Raw genomic sequence first — 18,975 nt, 5'->3', positions numbered from 1 at the left:
CCGTTACGGACGGCGCCATCAAGCTGTGGGCCTAGACGCAGGAGTTCATTCAGCAACGCTACGCGGTCGACATTCACGGTCGGTCCCGCGCTGGCCACGAGCTCATTGTGAAGCTTGTCAAGTTCGGGTGGAAGCATGGTCGCATCTCCTTCGTTCAATGCAGGGGGCCGTAGGGCGCTGACCGCGCAGGGTTCGCCTCAGGGGTGCAGCGGACGACCGCAGGTCGGACACACCGAGATTCCCTCGACGGGGTTCTGATGTCGCTTGACCGGTAGCGGTCCAACCTCAGTTCGTGGGCCTAGTGAACGTGCGGACGAGGAACGGAAAATCGGGTCGTTCGCCAGGCGCGCGAGTGCGGGTAGAGCTGTGCCATCACCAAGCTGTTCGTCAAGTTTCGTCAGGTCGGCAATGAGCGCACGGTCATAGCGGGTCAGTCGCTCGCCCGCTTCAAGCGACTTTTCCAGCTGCTTTCTGAAACGTTGCAGGTTTCTGGGCAGCGCCACGTTACCTCCTCCAAGTGCCTGGCCATCCTCAAGATTAGGCGTGCCGTCGACTTTAGCCGTATCAGGGTAAACCGCAAAACGTAAAAAGCCCGCTAGGGCCAAGCTTCAAGGAGAGGTGGCCAGGCAATGTCGGCCAGTCAGGTGAGGTGTCGGGCTATGCTTCGAGGTGCTTGTGTAGGTTGAGCATGAGCGATTCGCCTAAGCGTCCCGGCGTAAAAGCCATTTGCGACAGTAAAGTCCCGCAATACGGGATAGTCCCGTCCATCTCCGGACGGTCTTCTTTACGGCTTGTGATGCATTGAGGAAAGCAGACGCGTCCGCGGTTTTGCGTCGCGAAAACCTAGTCATAGTGCTGACCGATTGTGGCATCGATGTCAGACCGATACCTGAAGACGAGCTTGAGGAGTTAAACCAGTGTTGGCATCGTCTCGACCCGTGACCTGATTCTGTTGAGGGCCTCTCACGGCTCTAGCGTCGCTTCATGATTGCGTCCCTACCGCCTTTTCGTCAGGCAGACGCATATGACCGCTGTCGAAGCTCGCCGCTAATGCGGATGCTGAACCGACGGCAATTGCCGCCAGCAGGGCCACGCGCAAGCGCCGGCTGATACTGCGTTTGTATTGTTTATCCATCGTCGTTCATGACCTGACCGAACACATTACGTGGTTCGGTTGGTTGACCTCAAACTCGCAAGCAAAGCCCAGCCGTTCGACGTTTTCCGGTAACACATATGAAAATAACTCTATTGCACCGATACCACAAAGCGGAAGTGGCCAGCGCGAGTGGCGCACAAAGAGCAATAAGTACACCGCGCTGACGACGAGTTTTGCAACCATCGTCAACGCCAGGAGAGCGATACTGCGGCGCAGGCACACCACCAACGACCACTCAATTGCAAGGCTAACTATCAGCTGAACCAGCCAGAACAGATTTGGCTTCAAAGGACCTGAATTTGATGCACTCTCGTCCGGACCATATGAAGACCGGGGGCGTGGCACCGGTGGCAACTCACCACGCGAGGCCTGTGTGTCTTTATTCGATGGATACGAACTAATTGCGCCCCCGGGAGGCCGCTGCCTTGGACTTAGCTCCCGGCGCGGCGGTGCCCGTTTTGCGCGCCGGACAATTTGTCGGTTTGAGCTCAGGGTCGGCGTCGTTAGACCTTTTGGCACACTCTGCCTGAGGGAATCCTCTTTCGACAATGTCGAGGACCAACTGCACGAGCTGCGCCCTGCTACGGGCTACGCCGTATACGCTCGGTGGCACACCCTCAGCCTGCGAAAAACCATAAGAATAGATGATGGCCGGCGCGCGGCTAGAAGCGTACGGCACCCTACAAACCGTGTCGAGGAACTCTTGACCGCCACATATGTTGGACCCCGTGGTCGAGCTAGGGTCGGGCACGCGGATGCTCGTAATCAGGATGCCATATTGTCCTCGCCGAAGGTGGGCGTAAGCATCCTCGAACGAGTTCACATAATCGACTTTCAGCCCCAGCGCGGTGAATAGCTTGACCTCGACCCTGTTGCCATCTGGATAGCTGTCCAACCAGAGAATGCGAACACCTTGCAGAGCTGGTAGTAGAAGCGTCGCGCGCTTTTGAAGGGAACTGAGCTCACTTCCCGTCAGCATGGCCGCCGTCTCTGAAGAGGCATGTTCTGCGGATTCACCAAGCTCCTGGAACGCGAACTCGATATCACCTGGAAGTTTGACGGAATGGACCCGCTCTAGCAGTCGGGGGAACGCGTCGTGGATTCCAGGATATAGAGCGATGAAGGCACAGATTGCGAAAATGAGCCAGCCCAACTTTGGGGCCACCGGTAAGAAGGCGATTAGCTTCGACGGCTTATCCGCTGGCGTACTGTCTTGCCCGGCACCTGTCTGTCCCGCTGCTTTAGTCTGTTGCTCAGATTCTGCCATTCGATTGCCCCGAAACGAGGCCGGCGAATATACCGCGCAGGCCTGAGTCCAGAAAACGATGAATACAAGAACCGAAACGACCGCAGATACCATGCGCCACCGTCATTCAAGCTACCACGTTCAAAGCAGTACGCCTACGCGGTTCTTTCCCGATGCAGAGGGCCGTAGACCTCTAAAGCAAAAAATACCTTTGGAAATTTGCCACCCTTCTCCAGTCGCAGTGACACGCGGGTTTTCCTGAAACAGGAAAAGACGACTTCCCGGACCTGACTCTTTCCATTCTCGAACACTGGTCTGGCTTCCTGGGGTTACCGTATTTTCATTTCACCCCACACACAAACTGCCTTGTTTCAATTACCGCGCCGAGAAAGAATTTTTGTTTTGGCGTGGGTCAGTTGCTCGCGGCTTTTTTCCCGAAAGTGTCTTGCCACGCCTAGTCCATTAAGCATTCGCATAAATTCAAAAATTATTTCATTATCCGAAGTAAACCTCATATCCATTGTTGCTCAGTCTCCTACAATTTCGCGGTATTGCTTCGAGCGAGAGCGATAATGATAGCAACCGTGCGGTGGCATCTTAAGGTCGGCGTGGCAGGGGCTTCCATTCTTGCGGGCTGTGCGCAGCCGGGATTTAACTCCCGGAACACCGTGTCCGACCAGTGGTCCGACCAGATGCGGCAGTTCGCTATATTCCCCGTGTTCCCGCCTCGCGCAGACGTACAGGTTGGCGACCTGTACATGGTTTGCAACATCAGCGCCGACACGCCTCCAGCGCCAAATCCGTCGACCATCGAACAGCCGCCTCGACGCAATCACAAATCGATGTTCCTTGGCAGGCTTATGAACATCGTCGACCAGCCAGCCGCCGCCGGCAAACCGGCAGTGCCCGGGTTGCTATCGAAGTATTATCTGACTCGTGTGCAAATGCCTGTAATTCCTTTTGCCTCCGCTCCTCAAGCGGTAAGCACTCCAGCCGCAGCCGCCTCCTCCGACGTTGCGGCCGCGGCAGCCCCGGCGGCGCCTAAAAAGAAGGTGAAAGCCCCGGTAGCGAGAGCGCCGGCAGCAGCGCCTAAGGCTTTGCCCGCGCCACCGGTGAGAACCGCTGGTATCTTCGAAGGGAACCAGCTTAAGGCGCTCATGCCAGTATCGATGCCAGAGTTCTTCTCGGTTTCAGTCACCAAGGCGCAGGCCTCGGCTCTGATTCCGTTCCCGTCCGTTTTGGCGCAAGCCGGTCTAAGCTACGACTCCGCGCAGAATATTTCTGTGTCCGTCCCACAAACCGAGTCCTACGGATTGCCGGACTCTGACCTTTGGACTGAATTTGCCTTGGAACAGAGGAGCGGCGTGGGAGATATCGCCGCAGTGAAGCAGCTCTTCGATGCCAACTCCCCTAACTTCTGCGCCAACGGCGCTGCACCGGCGCTTGAAGTTGTATCGGAGGTCTACGCAGCGCGTGCCATCGATGTGAGCATCACCTACAGCAGCGAGACAGGCGGTACCGCTGCAGTCGGTCTGAACTACGCAGCCGGTTCAAGCCAGTCCAAAGTAATGAGCGCATTTGACAAATTCCTGAACCCTGGGGCCGCAAGCGGCACCAAAACGGCGAGCGCGCCGGAGGCTAGCGGCGCACCGAAGCCCGGAAATCAGCCGGCGGCCGATGCTGCGATACCCGCATCGACTCCAACGATTGCCGAAGCCACCGCCTTTCTTGCCCAGCTCAACCAGTTCGCCAAACAAATGGGCAACGATAACACTGCGCCTCTTCAGTTTCCCGGCGTACAGATTTCGATTGTCAACGGACATGGGACTGGCGTCATCATGAGCAGACGCTTCGCATCGCCAGTTGTGATTGGATACAGGGGCTTCGAACTCTTCGCTGGAGGCGGAGCCTCCAAACCCAAGCCACCCGCGGCCGGCGCGAATGCGGCTGGTGCTGCATCTTCCGCCGGTACCTGAAAGGACTATTGCCCACTAGACACAGCTGATGCTGCACGGAGGATGCGATGCCAACGAACCTGAGAAAGCCCGCGAAGGCGGCCAAAACATCCGGCACGGCCAAAGGCACGGTATCTAGAGCCAAGGCGAAGTCGACTGTGATGGCCACGCCCGCGTCGCGTGCGAAGGCTGCTCCAGCACCAAAGGAGACAGCGCCGTCAAAAGCCAAGCCTGCTGCGGAAAAACCAACGAAGCTGGCAACGCCTACCAAGACGGCGAAATCCGTCCCACGGACGAAGGCCGGTCCTGAGGTATCCGCAAAGTCAACCGCACGGGCATTCTCGAAAGCTCCAGCAAAGCCAGTTGAGTCATCCAAAACTCAAGTGAGCGGAGCGGCTGCCACATCGAGGCCATCACCACCTGCGAAGGTCAAACCTGCCTCCCGCAGTCCTGCTCCCGCTCGGACCGAGGCAAAGAGAAAGTTGTCGGCAGCGCCCGAGACCGCCGAGCAAGACAAGCTGACCGCTGGCAAAAGCATTTCAAAAGCCGCGAGTACTGCCTCTATGCGTAAGGCGCCTGTACGCCCTGCAACGAGCAAGCGTTCAGCGGCAGGCTCGAGTGGCAACGTGGCCAAACCTCGGGGGCTGGCCGGGGCGACACAAACCATCAACGACTTTGGGCCGGGGCCTTCTGGCGAACCCGAGTCTGCCTGTATGCCCGTCGAAGGTGTGGGTGCGACCGCGCCCGGCGACTTCGGCCCAGGGCCCGGTGGAGACCCTGAGGCGCTCTTCAAATCGAAAACGAAAACGAATCGCGGCGCCAAGCCGGCACCGGCAGCAGCTGCAGGCAAGGCGTTGGCGCCTGCCGCTCCGGCGAAGATGGCCCCGAGAGTCATGGAGGCGGCGCCAGCTCGTACAGATGATGACAACGACGGCGGCGGGTTCGGACTTGGCCCAAATGGTACTCCTGAGTCAATCTAGCACGCGGGGCGCCATCGGAGCTAAGCGGCAGACCTTCAGGCCGACGACCTGAATAGCTGCCGTCAGATGGTCTATATGGCGCCACCTCCACCATAAGAGACTCGAATCGAAAATGCCGAAACTGCCCCGATGCTACATTGGCAGCGTCTGCCTGCCTTAACGCGGCTCATAATGCCCCCTACCGCCAGCCTGACTTAGGGCTCAACAGTTCAGTGCCGCCTCATGTACGCAAGAAGTTCGGAAGCCGGTATCCATGAATTCAGATGCTCACGCCGCTCATACTTGGCAATTGCAGAGACTGTGCGCGGCCCCATATTCCCGTCCGGCAAGCCGTGCAAATAATTATGCACAATCAGATAGCGCTGCACGTCACGCACCGTCTCGCTTTCTGTCATAGCGCTTGTCGGAGACACGTTCGTCTGGAAGGTCACGAGTCGGGTCAGGTATTGGCTAACCTCAGTTCCAGGCGCAGTGTGCGCGATAGCATATGTGACTATGGGTTCGGCCGAATCGCGTACGCTTGGCACCCAGTGCATTGCTCCGGCGAAACCGTAGAGCGCCCCTACAAAAGACGAAGTGAGCGACAACCCACATGCTTTCTTCAAAGGAGCCCAGTTGCGACCTCGCTGTCGATACTCCGGTGGGACCCTCAGTCGCATCAGGTGGCTGACAAACGCACTGAGGAGCCATGCTGCGGGTGAAACCAGAAGCACCGCCAGGACCGACCCCATCATCGCAGATGCTAGGGGTATCAATGCCGACCAATGTGCGGTGGGCGATAACGCGTTGAAGCTGTTAGCGGTGGCGAAAAATGCCCCAAAGACAGGAACCGCACCGACAACCACCCATGCCGTTCGAGAATTCGCAGGAGACACCCTGTCAAGCACGTGCAGCATCGCATCGCCAATCGATTTCGCTGCATCAGGCGATATGAATCCTTGAGCCACGACAGTGATAGCCGAGCCAGGCTCGGAGCGCCCGCCTTTCCCCAGCCTAGCTACTGCCTGCAGACAGCTATCGAGTACCGGCACGCCTCGAAACATGGTAAAGAGATTCTTCGCTTCGCGTTTAAGCTTAGAAGGGTTACCTTTTACGGTGTACAACCCGTTGATTGATTTAAGTTCCGGCTGCAATAGTTGGTCGAAGACCGGGGGCGTCGTAATCGGAATCACGTTCGCACCAACGGCTGCTACGATGTAGTTGCTCTCAACCACGTCCAATCCGAGCTCCACTACCTCTGCGGTCCCCTCGTACCGGACGACCCAGTTGTCGTTCTGGTTATAGCCCGTTTCCGCAAGGTCAAACGGGACGAGCGCGCTCGCAGCCGCAGGTCCTCGGGCAACAAGCGCTCTCACAAGAAGCTCCGACGCGAGGCCGGTGTGAGTTGGAACGCTCCACCGAGGTCTTGCGATGGCTTGAACTCGTGATATATCGGTGAAGAACCCGTTCCCTGCACATGCGCCGCATGTCTGACGTCCCGACCCACCGCAGTATGTGCAGACAACTCGCCCTCCTCCTCCGCAAGAGCCGCAGGTATCTCTTACAGTTTGAGAATAGGTTTCATTCTGACGACCGTTCCACCGCGTATGAGTAACGACACGACTTCGCCAGCCGATGCCCCCGCATCCTCCACAACTTCGCTTGCCGCCCCCAGAACAACCGCTGCAAGAGACTTTACCGCTACCGCGACATCCGCTGCATTGCCTGAAGACGGAGTACGAGCCGAAGTCGTGGACGACTCGAGAGGTAGTTGACCATTCCAGCGATGTCGAACGAGCGGCATCGACCCGCTGCATGAACGACCCCCGGATGTCTCGGTTGCGCACAGCCTGCTGACAAAGCTTTTGAAGGTGATTCTGGTAATCATTGGAACGGTAATCGAAATGTCCGCCGGCAATCGCAGCATTCCCCTTCGACGTAGATGTCGTGATGTCGTGTTCAAAGCGCCAGGTAACGAAGGCGCTGACTAAATAACTGTCTATAGTCTCGGCGGTTGCTTTAATGCCATTTGCATCAACGTGATTACCGACAAACAGATGCCGGAGGTTCTCTAGCAGGCGGAGGCCTTGACGGCCGAGTTGTACGTTTGACATTGTTGAGCTTTCTCGGAATCCCGCTTTTGGCATCGGTCCCTTGATATAACGACATGCTCAACGCTATCTTTAGCCGGACCTTGAGTTTGAAGTCAAGATTCGAAGCCAAGCGGACCAGCTAAGATGCAACCTCTCATTCCGCACGCGCGGCCTTGAGCACACCCCCGATGTTGCGCTCGAAGCCGACTGCGTTGCCGAAGTAAGTCATGTTCCAGTTGCAGCCTGTCGCGTCAGACTCTTGGAACTGCGGCCGCGGCACACGAATCTTCACGCCATCCTCGACGATTGCCCATGAGATGTTCCAGAGTCACGGAGAGGAATGATTCGCAAGGCTGCGAGGACTGGCTTTAAGCTGCCCAGAGCGTAGCCGCGTATCTAAGGCCCGCAACGGTCCTGCGGTTGGGCAATCGCTAAAAACTGGGGCAGCGTATTTCAGAAGCCGACTTCGACTTGCCTTGACTTCTCGCTCAAACGCACTACTACTGACCTGTGCTGTCGTTGGACATGTCACATGCCTTCCGCGCGGACTCGTCGAGCAAACCCCGCTGTGCCCTTTCGCGCCGCGCAGTACATCCGCATGTCGACCGACCGTCAGGAATATTCACCAGTTTTCCAGCGGCAAGCCATCGCCGACTACGCGGCCACTCATCGCTTCCGCATCGTTCGCGATTACGAGGATGCGGGCATCAGCGGTTTGACCCTGCGAGAGCGTCCGGCACTTATACAGTTGCTATTGGACGTCGAAAGTCCGGCGCGCAGATTCAGCACCGTGCTCGTATATGACGTGAGCCGATGGGGACGATTCCAGGACGTCGACGAAGCAGCCTTCTACGAGTATGCGTGCCGCCGGGCAGGCGTGAACGTCATCTACGTTGCCGAGCCTTTTCAAAACGATGGAAGCCCCGCTGCCTCGGTGCTAAAGGCGCTGAAACGGGCGATGGCCGGCGAGTTCAGCCGCGAAATGTCGCGCAAGGTTTTCCTGGGCCTCTGCCTCAACGTACGGCGCGGCTTCCATGCAGGAGGGCCACCCGGTTATGGGCTGCGCCGCATCCTTGTTGATGGCGACCGGCACGTCAGGCATCCCCTTGAACGATACGAATATAAGAGTATCCAGACCGACCGGGTTATTGTGGCGCCGGCGGCCGGCAACGAAGCTGCGGTAGTTCGAAAAATCTTCGAGTGGTACGCAGCGCAGCCAATTTCAGCGACCGCAATCGCGCGACGTCTCAATGATTTCGGAATTTGCAATGGTTGGGCTCGGCCGTGGCAAGGCCAGAACATTCGCAAAATCCTCCACAATGAGGCGTACATCGGCAGTAACGTCTACAGTCGCACCACTTCGAAATTGGCCGGCCCATGGGAGCGGGTCCCTGAGCAGGACTGGATACGCGTGCCGAATGCGTTCAAGCCTGTTGTCGACAAACGCATCTTCGCCACCGTGCAGCAAAAAATGGAGCGAGCCCGGCGCAGACCCACGAGAGCCGAGATTACTGACGGCCTATATAAGGTCATCAAACGCGCCGGCAAACTCAGCCAGGCGACGTTAAAGCACTACCGTAGCGGGCCTTCCGTGGAGCAGGTGATGCGCGAGTTTGGAAGCCTCAACGAGGCGTACAAGACAATAGGCTACACACCGAACCTGGACCCCGTTCGGTCCGAGAATCGCTTTGTCGAGCGCGTCATGGAGAAGCGGGTCGCGGAGGTCACTATTCAAGCGCTGCAATGTCGAAACCATGAGGTGCGATACGAGAAGCACACCGACACGCTTAGCGTCGATGGCTCGTTGAGACTGAAGCTCGTTGCGCGCAGCCCATGGCTTATCGGCGGCCATGAGCCGTACTGGGTTGCTCGCTGGCCGGACTGTTTCCCTGTAGATTTCCTGATATATGCCCGCATAGAGCGCGCAAGTAGGGAACTGCTCGACTTTCATATTTTCCCGCGTGGAAGTCTCGTTCCAGGTGCCTACACCGTTGTTTACCGACACGGCCACACACATTTCGACGCATATCGGCAACCGGACCTGAAGTCGCTGCTTGACATCGCCGAGAGCATTCCTCTCGAAGTATTGGCGAGCACGGTAGCCGCCGGGAGTTTGCTGTGACTCGCCTTCGCCCGGCGAAGCTCGGCTCTTCTGATGCTGAACCGACCGCGCCTCCCCTCGATTGCCCATCAATTTCGAAACGGCCTCAACGCAAATGCGGTGCGTCCAGTGTGCGCGCGACCCCAGAGACGAAAGCCAAGCGGGTGCTCAAGCTGGAACGTGCGCGGCAACGCACCGCAATCAGATGTATGGACGTAATCTGCGGAGAAATGGCTTCGACGACCAAGGCCCTGATGGAGCTCCTCTCGGACCCGGCCTTTGTGGCGCTGCTGCGAGCTCAGGGGCTTACCAGGATACCGAAGCTCGTTCATCAACGTCTCATGGAGCAACGCCGATGACACAAGCTCGACCTGGACGGTTCATATGCCGTTCAAGCAAGGCAACAGGCGGGCTCCAGAGCGTGCCAGGACTTTGTGAGGGTGCTGCTGCCCTGGTCGCTGGGCTAACGTTGCCGAGGAGAACAGTTGCTGCGCTTGAAAAAATGGTCCCGGCGCGTCAGGTTGCCGCTGTCCGGACTATGGTCGCGGTGGACAATCTCAGTGGCGATTTCGCGCGCGCTTTGCTGGCGGCCACGCCCGCCAACGAGCGAACCGACGATGCTCGCGGCCGACAGTCTCATCCCGATTGCGCGAACCGACTGGGTAGGATGGAGCGGGAGCTCGCTCAAATGCAGGTTGAGGCCGCAGAAAAGCGGTCGCGCTACGAAGCCGACCTGGTCTATCTTGCGCTCACAGCCAGTTTCGTCCGGAATTGGATGAACAACGAGGTGATTGTGTCCTGGCTCGAATCACATCATCCGAGGTGCGCCATCGCGCTTGCCCGCCTGGCGAGCAAGTCGGACTTTGCCATTGAGGCGGCCCGCCCGATGAAGCTACCTTACGCTCTATCTGGTGGTGCAGCGGGGGCCCGCAAGAAACGTGGCAAGTAGCCTGGCGCGCAACCGCAATCGACTATTCAAACCAACGCGTGCTTAGCAGCCGCGTCAGACATAGGTCGTATATTTCTCGCGCCGTCGGTGACCGGAAATCGAGGCGCAGATTCTCACAAAATAACATGCGAACCACCTGGGGCGTGACTTCCGCTACCGATGTGCCTTCGAGGTGCTGGGCAACCTCAAGCGCACGCGTCGAAAGCATTACTCGCTGCAAGACATCGGCCCCACCACCGTTCCTCCTAAGCCATATCGCGGTCGATTCCACAACGTGGTCGGACGACAACCAATCGCCTGTCATCTGTCTCGCCAGGAGATGGGATGCCACGAGATACGCAAGCAGTTCGGCACGTGCCCGAAGGTCCAGGTTAAGCGGATTGGTCATCGTGCTCATTGCAAGTGACCGCTTAACTGGCCCCGAAGGGAATCCGCGACCTTCCGCAAGATGTCAGGCAACAGCACCTGCGCATCCAGCGGGCCGACGACGGAGTAGCCGGACCCGGACTCGCCGTCAATGACAACGACGACGGCGCATCGTGCATGTGTCATCTCCCGGACGTGATTACAGGCCGCGTCGAGAAGCTCCGGCGATTCGCTACCGGGTACCACCTTGGAAACTGCAATATCAGTCATGGCGGCCTCGAAGTATTGCAACCAGTATCCATTCTAGATTGCGGACCGGCCTCCTGCCATAATCCGGCGAACACCTCATGCCCACCGGATACATAAGGCCGGCTAGGCTTGTAGGGCCAGGTAATTGCAAGCTTTCCGTGCTGCAAGACCACGGTTATTTTCAAGGAATCTAGCTCGTGCAAGAGAACGTGACTGCCCGGGACAAACTTCCAAGCGTCGTGCGACGCATGACCGCAGGAAAAATGCTAGCAAAAGGAGCGTCTGTCGCCAAGGTAGCTGAGAAGATGCAGATGGGTGTCGCAACGGTTCGGCGGTACAAGGAAATCATCGACGAAGGTGGTCTTGATGCGCTCAGGGAGATGAGTATCGGTGGTCGCCCTTCCGCGCTGGACGAAACGGCGTTGAAATGGATTGAAAAGGCTCTTTTGGGTTCGGCCCAAATTCACGGTTTCCCGACTGATGCATGGACAAACGGGAGGGTGCGTGAACTGGTGGCGAGCCGATACGGAGTCACGTATTCGAGAGTCTACACATGGCAAATAGTGACCAACATGGGTTTAGGTCATCGACTGTCGAAATCCACCCGCTAGTGCAAAAGCTGCCAGCCAGGCGCATAGAGTGAAGTCCGGAGCAGATGCCGCGTTGGTGCGGCCAACTTTCGTCTCGGCAGCAAATCCCTCGGCCCACAACACCTCCCAACTTGCGGGAAGTCAATGCCCCCGGATTTACGCAGCAGCTTCGAGGCTCAACTCGATTCGCGAGAGACTCACCTTTTCTTGTCCGCTCGGTCGACGCCTTATTTTGTTATCTGCGTATAGCCACGGCGCGATGTGCATTCAAGCGAGCCATCGGCGGAATCAGTGGTTACAAAATATCCGGTCTATCCGCCACGTTCGACGACACCTGGCGGAACGAACCCATTGCGCAGTGGGCCGGAATAAAACCGGCGCTCCGAATCCGGACCGCGGGCAGATTCCGAGCCCGCCTTTACCGTGAGCGCCGAGCCGATGAAAATCCACATCTGCGAACAGAATCATGCTGAATGGCTCTGCAGGAGCCCTGCAACAGGACCGAATCGGTCAAAGACTTGGCATCGATTCAAGACCCACCCTTGTACGTCGCGATAAATCCCGCGAGGTCGCTCCAGTTCGGCGAAGACAACAACTCTGGATGGTCCTGCTCGACCTTAAGCGCGACGCTACGAAAGGCTTGTGCACATGCCGAGGTGCCGGTCGGTGGTGAGACGAGAGGCGGTACAGATGAGTTCATCGGTACAAGGGCGTTTAGCTTCGGTGTGGTGCCGGGCGTTTTCGTTTCAGAAAGGGCAGAGCTGAGTTTCGAAAGTTGTGTGCGTGCGCTGACCGGAGCGGAGTACGTGCCACCGGCGTTGAACTTATCCGCGAGCAGTTGAAGTAACGAGGTATGGTCCAAGTCGCCGGAGAAGACACCCCCAGGCGCCACATAAGGTGAAATCAGGAATGCGGGCACCCGCAGTCCAGTAGTTTGAAACTGATAGCCGGCGACATCGGTTGGAATATCCAGTGGACTGACATGGTCGAAAAATCCTCCATGCTCGTCGTACGTGACAATCATCAGCGTCTCATTCCACCGGTCAGACGCCGAAATCGTTTGATAAATATCGGCAAGGAACGCTTGACCCGGTGCAACGCCAGTAGGCGAATGGTCATCATTCGGTACGAGGTGCGGCCCGTCCGTGTATTCCGGCTCGATGAAAACGACTTGGGGCAAGTTGCCACTGTTCGCCCAGTCGGCCTTGAAGCGCGAATACCGCCTGAATCTGCCTCCATTGACCTCAAGCGGCAACGCGAGCGAGGTGACTATCTCCGGTAACCACTTGGGCATCAAGCTAAAGAACGGAAAAAATCCTCCAGACTGATAGACGCACCAGCTTGCGCCGTGCGTGGTCAGCCAGTCGTACACCAGGGACTGTTCGGGAAGGAAACCAGAAACATTGTCGCTAATTGCACTCTCTCCGGCCATGGCCATCAGGCGATTTGCCTGGGTTCCCGTCGGAAGCGGAGCAAACCAGCTATCGCAAACCGTGAAATTCTTTGCGAAGAAGTCGTAAGTAGGTAACGCATCGGCCGTGTAGTAGCCCATCACCATCGACAGGTCGGCTGGCGGCGGGTTTCGTGCCGCGTAGCTCGCGACGAACCCGCCCAGTTCTGGGCAGCCTCCATTTGCGCACGATGTATTGATTTGCATCGAAATCGGCGTGCGGTCATGCGGAGGGTCGGGGATTAGTTGAGTCGACGGAGAAAGCGCATGTATGGCATACGTTTCGCCGTCGTAGAAGTTCGTGAAATTCTGCTGCCAGGTAGGGTCGGCCGAAAGGCCGTTGACATCCGTCCCATGGAGACTCAGGTAGCCAAGAACGTGGTCGAAAGACCTGTTCTCCATCATGACTATGACGATGGTTTTAATGTTGTCAACGGACATGTTGTCTCCGACATAACGGCATCAGGGCGACGAAGCCACCTGCAACTGTCCCAGCCCGAAGGAATCACCGGGAGGGCGGCACGGGGGGCTCCTGACACAAACCTGTTTCTAACCCTTGTCCTGCCAGCGCCAGCCAGGACCGGATAGGCCAAACGTTCGCTACAGGGGCCTTGCACCTCCGACAAAACTCAATACCAAAGGCTTGCTTCCGGCTAGACGTTAAGGCTAGCTCACGCTACATGACTGTTCAAGTTCAGTCGCGTGATAGCGCTACCCTGTGCACGTGCCACACGGCGCGGCTGCAGGTCCTGAAGGCGGACCGTCCACGCGATACGCCTTCAGGAGTAACCCCATGTTACGAATCTCGCACCGCCGTTTCACATGTGTCTGACCTCGCTCCTTACACTCCGAGCCGTAGTCATTGACATTGCACTCAATGTGCGAGGAGTAGCGAAGATGAATAAGAAGATTCTCGGCGCAGCGCTCGGTCTAGCAGTGCTGGCAGCATCAACAGCAGCATCGGCACACGTCGACGTCGCCATCGGATTGGGCATCCCCGGAGCCGTATATGTGCCGGCGGAGCCGGTGTATGCACCGCCGCCTCCCGTCGTATATGCTCCCGCACCTGTCGCCGTCAGGTACGGTGGTGACGAAGACTGGCGAGCCCGTGAATGGCGCGAACGTCGCGAGTGGCGTGAACGTGAATGGCGCCGCCAGGAATGGCGTGAGCACGAGTGGCGCGAGCGTCGTGATTGGCGCGGGTATTGAAACGACGCCGGAAGGCGCCACATCCGAAGAATCCAACCTCAGGTTAACTTCGAATGAAAGCTGGTCCAATAAGAATCGCCTTGATTGCAACGACGCTGGCCTTCGCCACAGCAGGCACTGCACATGCCGCAGGCTGCCTCAAGGGCGCGGTGGTAGGCGGGGTCGCTGGGCATTATGCGGGGCACCACGCTGTCGTTGGTGCGGTCGGTGGCTGCATGGTCGGCAGGCACCTTGCGAAGCAACACGCTCAACAGCAGGCCGCGCAGCATCAGGCAGCACAGGCGCAATAAGACATCGTCGGCGTGGTGTACCCGGTGGAACCAGAAAATTGCTGGTCCACCGGGCACCTGACAACTATGTTTAGGTCGTCAACTCTGCGCCAGACTCGACTGCGGCCACAGTAGCGGGCACGACCACGCTCTGGCGCGGCGCATTTTTCGCCGGTGCCTTCTTAGCCGGCACGTTCGCGCTCACGGCCTTCTCCGCAACCACTTTCTTCGCCGCAACCTTCTTCGTCGGCGCAGTCTTTGTCGTTGCAACTTTCTTGACCGCGGCTTTCTTGGTAACTGCCCTTTTCAATCCAACGCGGCGCGCGTCCGTGTCTGGACCATGTAGCGCCTTTCTTCGGGTCCTGCTATTTCGCCGCAGAAGCCTTCGCGACGACCACAGATTTGGCACCGAGCTTCGGCCCACGCTTCCTGTTGAAAATGTGAGCTTCGATGTCGGCTGTCGTCAGGCCGTGGGCTGACATTACCTCCCGAATCTTTTGGATGAGGCGCCGCTATTGCCAGGTATAAAAGGAGACCCGGAATCGCTCCCAGGTCGAAAAAGGTGGATTTGCATTGCTGCTTCCGCTCGACACGTTGCCGTGCCAAATTTGGCTAGCTATGCTAACCACCTGCGTGGTCGAGAAAACGAAATGGTTTGATAAAGAAATAATCTAGAGCGTCATCGAACACAACCGCGTTTTCTTAGCTCTATCTGCCCCTCAGACTAACAACTTCTCCTTAAGGGCAGCTTATGCGACAACGAAAGCTTCGACTGGTTGCCACACGCCCATCTGGTCAAGAAAAGCGAAAATGTACTCCCAGCAGCTCAGAGCTTTGTCTGCTCCGCGACTGGAACGGACTTGCATGCAAACACCACATCACCGATAGTACTCTACCGTGATGCACGGCGACGAGCTTGAAGGGCACGGCCATTCTGCGCCGACGTAAAATGCCAGTCCGACCAGTTTAATTAGGCAGCATCCAATCAGGCAAGCATAGGACGACAGCTGCATCGCTACTTGTAAGCATCACGTTTGCGTGTGCCAATTCGGTTCAAGGCGCGCACCTGAGAAGCGCGCCGCGCCAGGATTGCCCGCAAGAGCACGACGCAGGCCACTAACAGAAACCTTTAGCCCTTGCCTATCGGTTCGATTGCTCACGGAAAATTCAGCCTGATGCTTCGCCGCCACTTTTGCTGCGATGGCCAACCCCAGCCCGCTACCTTGTCCACTTGCATTTCCTGCCCGATAAAACCGGTCCAACACACGCCCAAGGTCGGCCGCCGGTATTCCTGGTCCGTTGTCGACAACCTCCAACGTTACTTCGGCCGCGCTCGTGCAAAGTCGAACATCAACCTGGCCGCCAGGCGACGTGTATCGGATGGCATTGTCGACCAGATTTGTGACCATCGTTTCCAACGAGGTTTCGTCTCCAATCACCACAATCGGGCATTCCGTCACCACAAGACCCGTACATTCCAGACCCAGGTCAATTCCTTTGTGCTCTGCGAGTACGGAAAGGTCGCTGATTACCTGGGTAGCCACACGGCGAAGGTCCGCGTTTCCGGCGCGCACGCTGGCCTCGGCATCCTCCCTGGCAAGAGCAAGTAACTGCTGAACAAGGTGAATTGCGCGATTCACCCTATCCTCCAGTTTGCGCAGGAGGTCTTCATCGCTCGGTTTCGTGTGGTCCCGTCGCGCCACCTGAATCTGTAGCTTCAGTGCCGTCAAAGGAGTTCGAAGCTCATGGGCCGCGTCCGCAACGAAAACGCGCTGCGCATGCAATGCCCTGTCGAGACGTACCAGGAGGTCATTCAATGCGTCAACCAGAGGCTCGATTTCCGTCGGTGTGGCATTAGCCATATCGAGAGGTGCCAACGTTTCAATCGACCGCGCTGCCAAGGACCTGGATATGAGGTTGACAGGCCGCAACGCCCGCTTCACAACCAGCAACACGAGGGCGATTTCGAGTGGCAGTATCGCCAATAATGGCCAAAGCGTCCTCGATGCCTGCGCCAAGGCCGACTCGTCACGGACGGACAGGGGTTGCCCAACTTGAACAAATCGTGAAGCCTGCTGTAGGCCAAAAACTCGATAGTGACGCCCATCCACTTCGATGGACTGAAATCCCGCATGCTGGCGGGGCAGCTTTGCACTCGGGAGGGAATCATAGGTCAAGACGTTCGACGCGTCCCAAATCTGGATGACAACACGGTCATCCTGCAGTCCCTCGAAATCGCCGGATTCTCTATTCGCTAATTCTGTATCGGCCACCGACTGCGGCAATGAAATAGCAACAGAGCGCAGTTCATAGTCGAAAAGCTCGTTTGCCTCTTCCAGCGCGCTTCGGAAGATACCGTAGCCCGCAAGAGCGCTCATGGCGCCGAGTACTAGAATCAGACCAACCAGGAGTTGTGTGCGCACGGACCTCACGCGGTCCCCGCCAGTCGATAGCCGATGCCTCGGATAGTCACAATCTGCTCAGCACCCAGCTTTTTTCTGAGATTGTGGACATGTACCTCGATGGTATTGCTCTCTACCTCCTCGTTCCAACCGTAGAGCTTTTCTTCCAGCTCTTTTTTACTGTATACCTTGCTCGGCTCTTCGATAAGCGCGCGCAACAAACTGAATTCGCGGGCGACCAATGGGATTGCTGCGCCACGAAGTGTGACCTCGTGCGAGACCTCATTCAGTCTGAGCGCGCCGTGAACGTAGACGGGTCGGGATTGCCCGGCGCGTCGCCGGAGCAGCGCACGCACCCGAGCAGCCAGTTCATTCAAATCAAATGGCTTGATGAGATAGTCATCTGCGCCAGCATCCAGTCCCGAGATTCGGTCAGTCACAGCATTCTGCGCCGTCATAACGATGACTGCAGCGGTTCCGCCGCTCGCGCGATAACCTCTCAGAACGGTCAGGCCGTCCTGCTTTGGCAGCCCGAGGTCCAGTAGGACAAGGTCATACACGTCATTTCCTAGTGCCAGTTCGCCCGCTCGCCCATCATCCGCCCAGTCAACTGCGTGACCGAGGCCTCTCAATGCTTCGAGAACGCTCTCGGCAATCATGATGTCGTCTTCGACGATTAGTAGGCGCATACGTGGTCTCCTTAACTGCGGAGTGTGCGCCATGCAAGCTTAAGGATTTCTTATGCAGACGTCGGGGGAGCAGCATCTGTTCGCCTCAACACTCCTGAACGCAAAAAACTCACCTGGGACTCGACAGCCGGCCGCAGAAAGGGTACCTAGACGGTGCGTCAGTCAGTATCTTGCGCCAGTTGCGAACCGGCTACAACATGCGTCGGAGCAGGCTGTCTCTGAAACCGATTTGATGCACAAGAACAGCGAACACGTGCAACCCAATCAGGATTAGAAGGACCGTTACGCTTGCGCTGTGCCACTCGCCAATGGACGCCCCCCATGAGTCTGGCATCGCAAGCTGTGGTATGTACCATACGCCGGCCAACCTTACCGTCCAGCCTCGGCCGCCTGCGTTCAGCCACCCGAGCAGGGGAACGAGCAACAGAAGCAAATACATCGAAACGTGAACCGCCCCTGCCAGAAACTGAAGCGCGCCATGCTGGTCGACCGGGCCCGGCGCGCGACGCATTGCCGCCCATAAAAGTCTTACAGTGAATACGGCCAGTAGCGACGTCCCGACGCCAACATGCCAGGCGACCAAACCAGTCGAGGCCTTGACCGAATCAGCGTCCGGCATTAACCATCCAAGGCTGAACTGTGCCACCAAAAGCAGCAAACTTAGCCAATGAAATGCCCGCGAAACCGCGTCATAGCGGGCCGGCGTGTCGCGAAAGCTCGCTGTGTTTTGAGTATTCATTTTTGGCTGAAAGAGAACTGGAAAAAGAAGGTGCTACATCCGACGTTCAAACGGCGAATGATTCTTGCTCGAACACACGACCGAATGGCAATCGTACGGTGAATGGAAATACACCTCCGCTGAACCGCCTGAAAAGTTAGCCACCAGAGCTTGAGGTAGCCGACTCGTTGATTATTTCCACAGCACCGAGCAACGGAATGCCATTCGTCCTTTCCATTCAAGTGACGTTACGCCCTAAGAATGCTGCACGAATTCTGCTTAAGGGATACTTAACGGGTCGGGAAAGGCAAGTTGCCACGCGATTAACAATCGTTCGCAACGGAAATCACCTTGCTTTTCGCAATGCGCCGACATCGTCTGGCGCGCTGAGATAGCGCTCACCTCGTTGGGGTTCGATGCGGAGAAGGCACCGTGCATCGTGCGCGCTCATGTCGCCAGAATCTATCAGCGCAAACACGAAGGTGTAGGAACCGCCTCGCAGGCAGACGGCACTGCAGCCAATATCGTATGTGTTATCCGTTCGGCATAACACGATACGTTAGCGTCAGTCCAA

The 18,975-nt window shown here is 57.4% G+C and carries 17 protein-coding genes; 6 read left to right on the top strand and 11 right to left on the bottom strand.

The genetic code is table 11. The features are described from left to right. Positions 1–197 precede the first annotated feature (197 nt). The 4 genes from GGD40_RS18515 to GGD40_RS18500 all read right to left on the bottom strand — a co-directional run bounded on the left by GGD40_RS18515 (position 198) and on the right by GGD40_RS18500 (position 2,423). A complete protein-coding gene (locus GGD40_RS18515) occupies positions 198–503 on the bottom strand; it encodes a hypothetical protein (RefSeq protein WP_179744489.1) in 306 nt (101 codons plus the stop codon). A 479-nt stretch (positions 504–982) separates the two neighbouring features. Further along, positions 983–1,135 carry a hypothetical protein gene (locus GGD40_RS18510; protein WP_179744488.1) on the bottom strand — a complete coding sequence of 51 codons (153 nt, stop codon included), beginning with the start codon at positions 1,133–1,135 and terminating at the stop codon, positions 983–985. Between the two features lie 6 nt (positions 1,136–1,141). Continuing rightward, positions 1,142–1,444: a hypothetical protein gene (locus tag GGD40_RS18505; protein ID WP_179744487.1), complete on the bottom strand. Its 303-nt coding sequence runs from the start codon at positions 1,442–1,444 to the stop codon at positions 1,142–1,144. A 109-nt stretch (positions 1,445–1,553) separates the two neighbouring features. Continuing rightward, entirely contained in the window at positions 1,554–2,423 is an 870-nt protein-coding gene (locus tag GGD40_RS18500; protein ID WP_179744486.1) for a hypothetical protein, read from the bottom strand. A 647-nt stretch (positions 2,424–3,070) separates the two neighbouring features. Here GGD40_RS18500 and GGD40_RS18495 point away from each other — a divergent pair. Then, positions 3,071–4,378 carry a hypothetical protein gene (locus tag GGD40_RS18495; protein WP_179744485.1) on the top strand — a complete coding sequence of 436 codons (1,308 nt, stop codon included), beginning with the start codon at positions 3,071–3,073 and terminating at the stop codon, positions 4,376–4,378. A gap of 1,168 nt (positions 4,379–5,546) precedes the next feature. Here the strand turns inward: GGD40_RS18495 and GGD40_RS18490 are convergent. Next, positions 5,547–6,551 (bottom strand): peptidoglycan-binding domain-containing protein, encoded by a 1,005-nt coding sequence (locus tag GGD40_RS18490; protein WP_373565339.1) that lies wholly within the window; start codon positions 6,549–6,551, stop codon positions 5,547–5,549. Between the two features lie 1,012 nt (positions 6,552–7,563). After that, positions 7,564–7,701 carry a hypothetical protein gene (locus GGD40_RS18485; protein WP_179744483.1) on the bottom strand — a complete coding sequence of 46 codons (138 nt, stop codon included), beginning with the start codon at positions 7,699–7,701 and terminating at the stop codon, positions 7,564–7,566. A gap of 240 nt (positions 7,702–7,941) precedes the next feature. On the opposite strand from GGD40_RS18485, the gene GGD40_RS18480 reads away from it, so the two are divergent. Continuing rightward, a complete protein-coding gene (locus tag GGD40_RS18480) occupies positions 7,942–9,531 on the top strand; it encodes a recombinase family protein (RefSeq protein WP_257030429.1) in 1,590 nt (529 codons plus the stop codon). 94 nt (positions 9,532–9,625) lie between these two features. Beyond that, entirely contained in the window at positions 9,626–10,459 is an 834-nt protein-coding gene (locus tag GGD40_RS18475) for a plasmid partitioning protein RepB C-terminal domain-containing protein (RefSeq protein ID WP_306456595.1), read from the top strand. A gap of 393 nt (positions 10,460–10,852) precedes the next feature. Here GGD40_RS18475 and GGD40_RS18470 read toward each other — a convergent pair whose 3' ends face one another. Then, the gene (locus GGD40_RS18470) at positions 10,853–11,095 is read right to left on the bottom strand and encodes a hypothetical protein (protein ID WP_179744480.1); all 243 of its coding nucleotides are present in this window, start codon (positions 11,093–11,095) and stop codon (positions 10,853–10,855) included. 176 nt (positions 11,096–11,271) lie between these two features. On the opposite strand from GGD40_RS18470, the gene GGD40_RS18465 reads away from it, so the two are divergent. Next, positions 11,272–11,685, top strand: coding sequence for a helix-turn-helix domain-containing protein (locus GGD40_RS18465; protein WP_373565297.1), 414 nt, complete (start codon positions 11,272–11,274; stop codon positions 11,683–11,685). Between the two features lie 508 nt (positions 11,686–12,193). Here GGD40_RS18465 and GGD40_RS18460 read toward each other — a convergent pair. Then, the gene (locus GGD40_RS18460) at positions 12,194–13,555 is read right to left on the bottom strand and encodes an alkaline phosphatase family protein (protein ID WP_257030428.1); all 1,362 of its coding nucleotides are present in this window, start codon (positions 13,553–13,555) and stop codon (positions 12,194–12,196) included. Between the two features lie 456 nt (positions 13,556–14,011). Between GGD40_RS18460 and GGD40_RS18455 the strand changes: the two genes are divergently transcribed. Both GGD40_RS18455 and GGD40_RS36970 read left to right on the top strand, forming a co-directional pair. Continuing rightward, positions 14,012–14,323, top strand: coding sequence for a hypothetical protein (locus GGD40_RS18455; RefSeq protein WP_179744479.1), 312 nt, complete (start codon positions 14,012–14,014; stop codon positions 14,321–14,323). Positions 14,324–14,376: 53 nt separating this feature from the next. After that, complete coding sequence (locus GGD40_RS36970) at positions 14,377–14,613, top strand: hypothetical protein (protein WP_257030427.1); 237 nt, start codon at positions 14,377–14,379, stop codon at positions 14,611–14,613. Between the two features lie 1,007 nt (positions 14,614–15,620). On the opposite strand, the gene GGD40_RS18450 is transcribed toward GGD40_RS36970, so the two are convergent. The 3 genes from GGD40_RS18450 to GGD40_RS18440 all read right to left on the bottom strand — a co-directional run bounded on the left by GGD40_RS18450 (position 15,621) and on the right by GGD40_RS18440 (position 18,422). Then, entirely contained in the window at positions 15,621–16,970 is a 1,350-nt protein-coding gene (locus GGD40_RS18450; RefSeq protein WP_218900927.1) for an ATP-binding protein, read from the bottom strand. Between the two features lie 50 nt (positions 16,971–17,020). Next, positions 17,021–17,683 carry a response regulator gene (locus GGD40_RS18445; protein WP_179744477.1) on the bottom strand — a complete coding sequence of 221 codons (663 nt, stop codon included), beginning with the start codon at positions 17,681–17,683 and terminating at the stop codon, positions 17,021–17,023. A 190-nt stretch (positions 17,684–17,873) separates the two neighbouring features. Then, complete coding sequence (locus GGD40_RS18440; RefSeq protein ID WP_179744476.1) at positions 17,874–18,422, bottom strand: cytochrome b; 549 nt, start codon at positions 18,420–18,422, stop codon at positions 17,874–17,876. Between the last annotated feature and the right edge of the window lie 553 nt (positions 18,423–18,975).

Source organism: Paraburkholderia bryophila (genome assembly GCF_013409255.1).
In the GTDB taxonomy this organism is placed as follows: Bacteria; Pseudomonadota; Gammaproteobacteria; order Burkholderiales; family Burkholderiaceae; genus Paraburkholderia.
Note: the sequence above shows the minus strand (reverse complement) of the source record. Positions and strands in the feature narration are given on the sequence as shown.

Excerpts from the sequence above, each read along its gene's own strand:
- GGD40_RS18510 (WP_179744488.1), bottom strand. The coding sequence starts at position 1,135 with ATGGATAAACAATACAAACGCAGTATCAGCCGGCGCTTGCGCGTGGCC.
- GGD40_RS18500 (WP_179744486.1), bottom strand. The coding sequence starts at position 2,423 with ATGGCAGAATCTGAGCAACAGACTAAAGCAGCGGGACAGACAGGTGCC.
- GGD40_RS18480 (WP_257030429.1), top strand. The coding sequence starts at position 7,942 with ATGCCTTCCGCGCGGACTCGTCGAGCAAACCCCGCTGTGCCCTTTCGC.
- GGD40_RS18475 (WP_306456595.1), top strand. The coding sequence starts at position 9,626 with ATGCGGTGCGTCCAGTGTGCGCGCGACCCCAGAGACGAAAGCCAAGCG.
- GGD40_RS18470 (WP_179744480.1), bottom strand. The coding sequence starts at position 11,095 with ATGACTGATATTGCAGTTTCCAAGGTGGTACCCGGTAGCGAATCGCCG.
- GGD40_RS18460 (WP_257030428.1), bottom strand. The coding sequence starts at position 13,555 with ATGTCCGTTGACAACATTAAAACCATCGTCATAGTCATGATGGAGAAC.
- GGD40_RS18455 (WP_179744479.1), top strand. The coding sequence starts at position 14,012 with ATGAATAAGAAGATTCTCGGCGCAGCGCTCGGTCTAGCAGTGCTGGCA.
- GGD40_RS36970 (WP_257030427.1), top strand. The coding sequence starts at position 14,377 with ATGAAAGCTGGTCCAATAAGAATCGCCTTGATTGCAACGACGCTGGCC.
- GGD40_RS18450 (WP_218900927.1), bottom strand. The coding sequence starts at position 16,970 with ATGAGCGCTCTTGCGGGCTACGGTATCTTCCGAAGCGCGCTGGAAGAG.
- GGD40_RS18445 (WP_179744477.1), bottom strand. The coding sequence starts at position 17,683 with ATGCGCCTACTAATCGTCGAAGACGACATCATGATTGCCGAGAGCGTT.
- GGD40_RS18440 (WP_179744476.1), bottom strand. The coding sequence starts at position 18,422 with ATGAATACTCAAAACACAGCGAGCTTTCGCGACACGCCGGCCCGCTAT.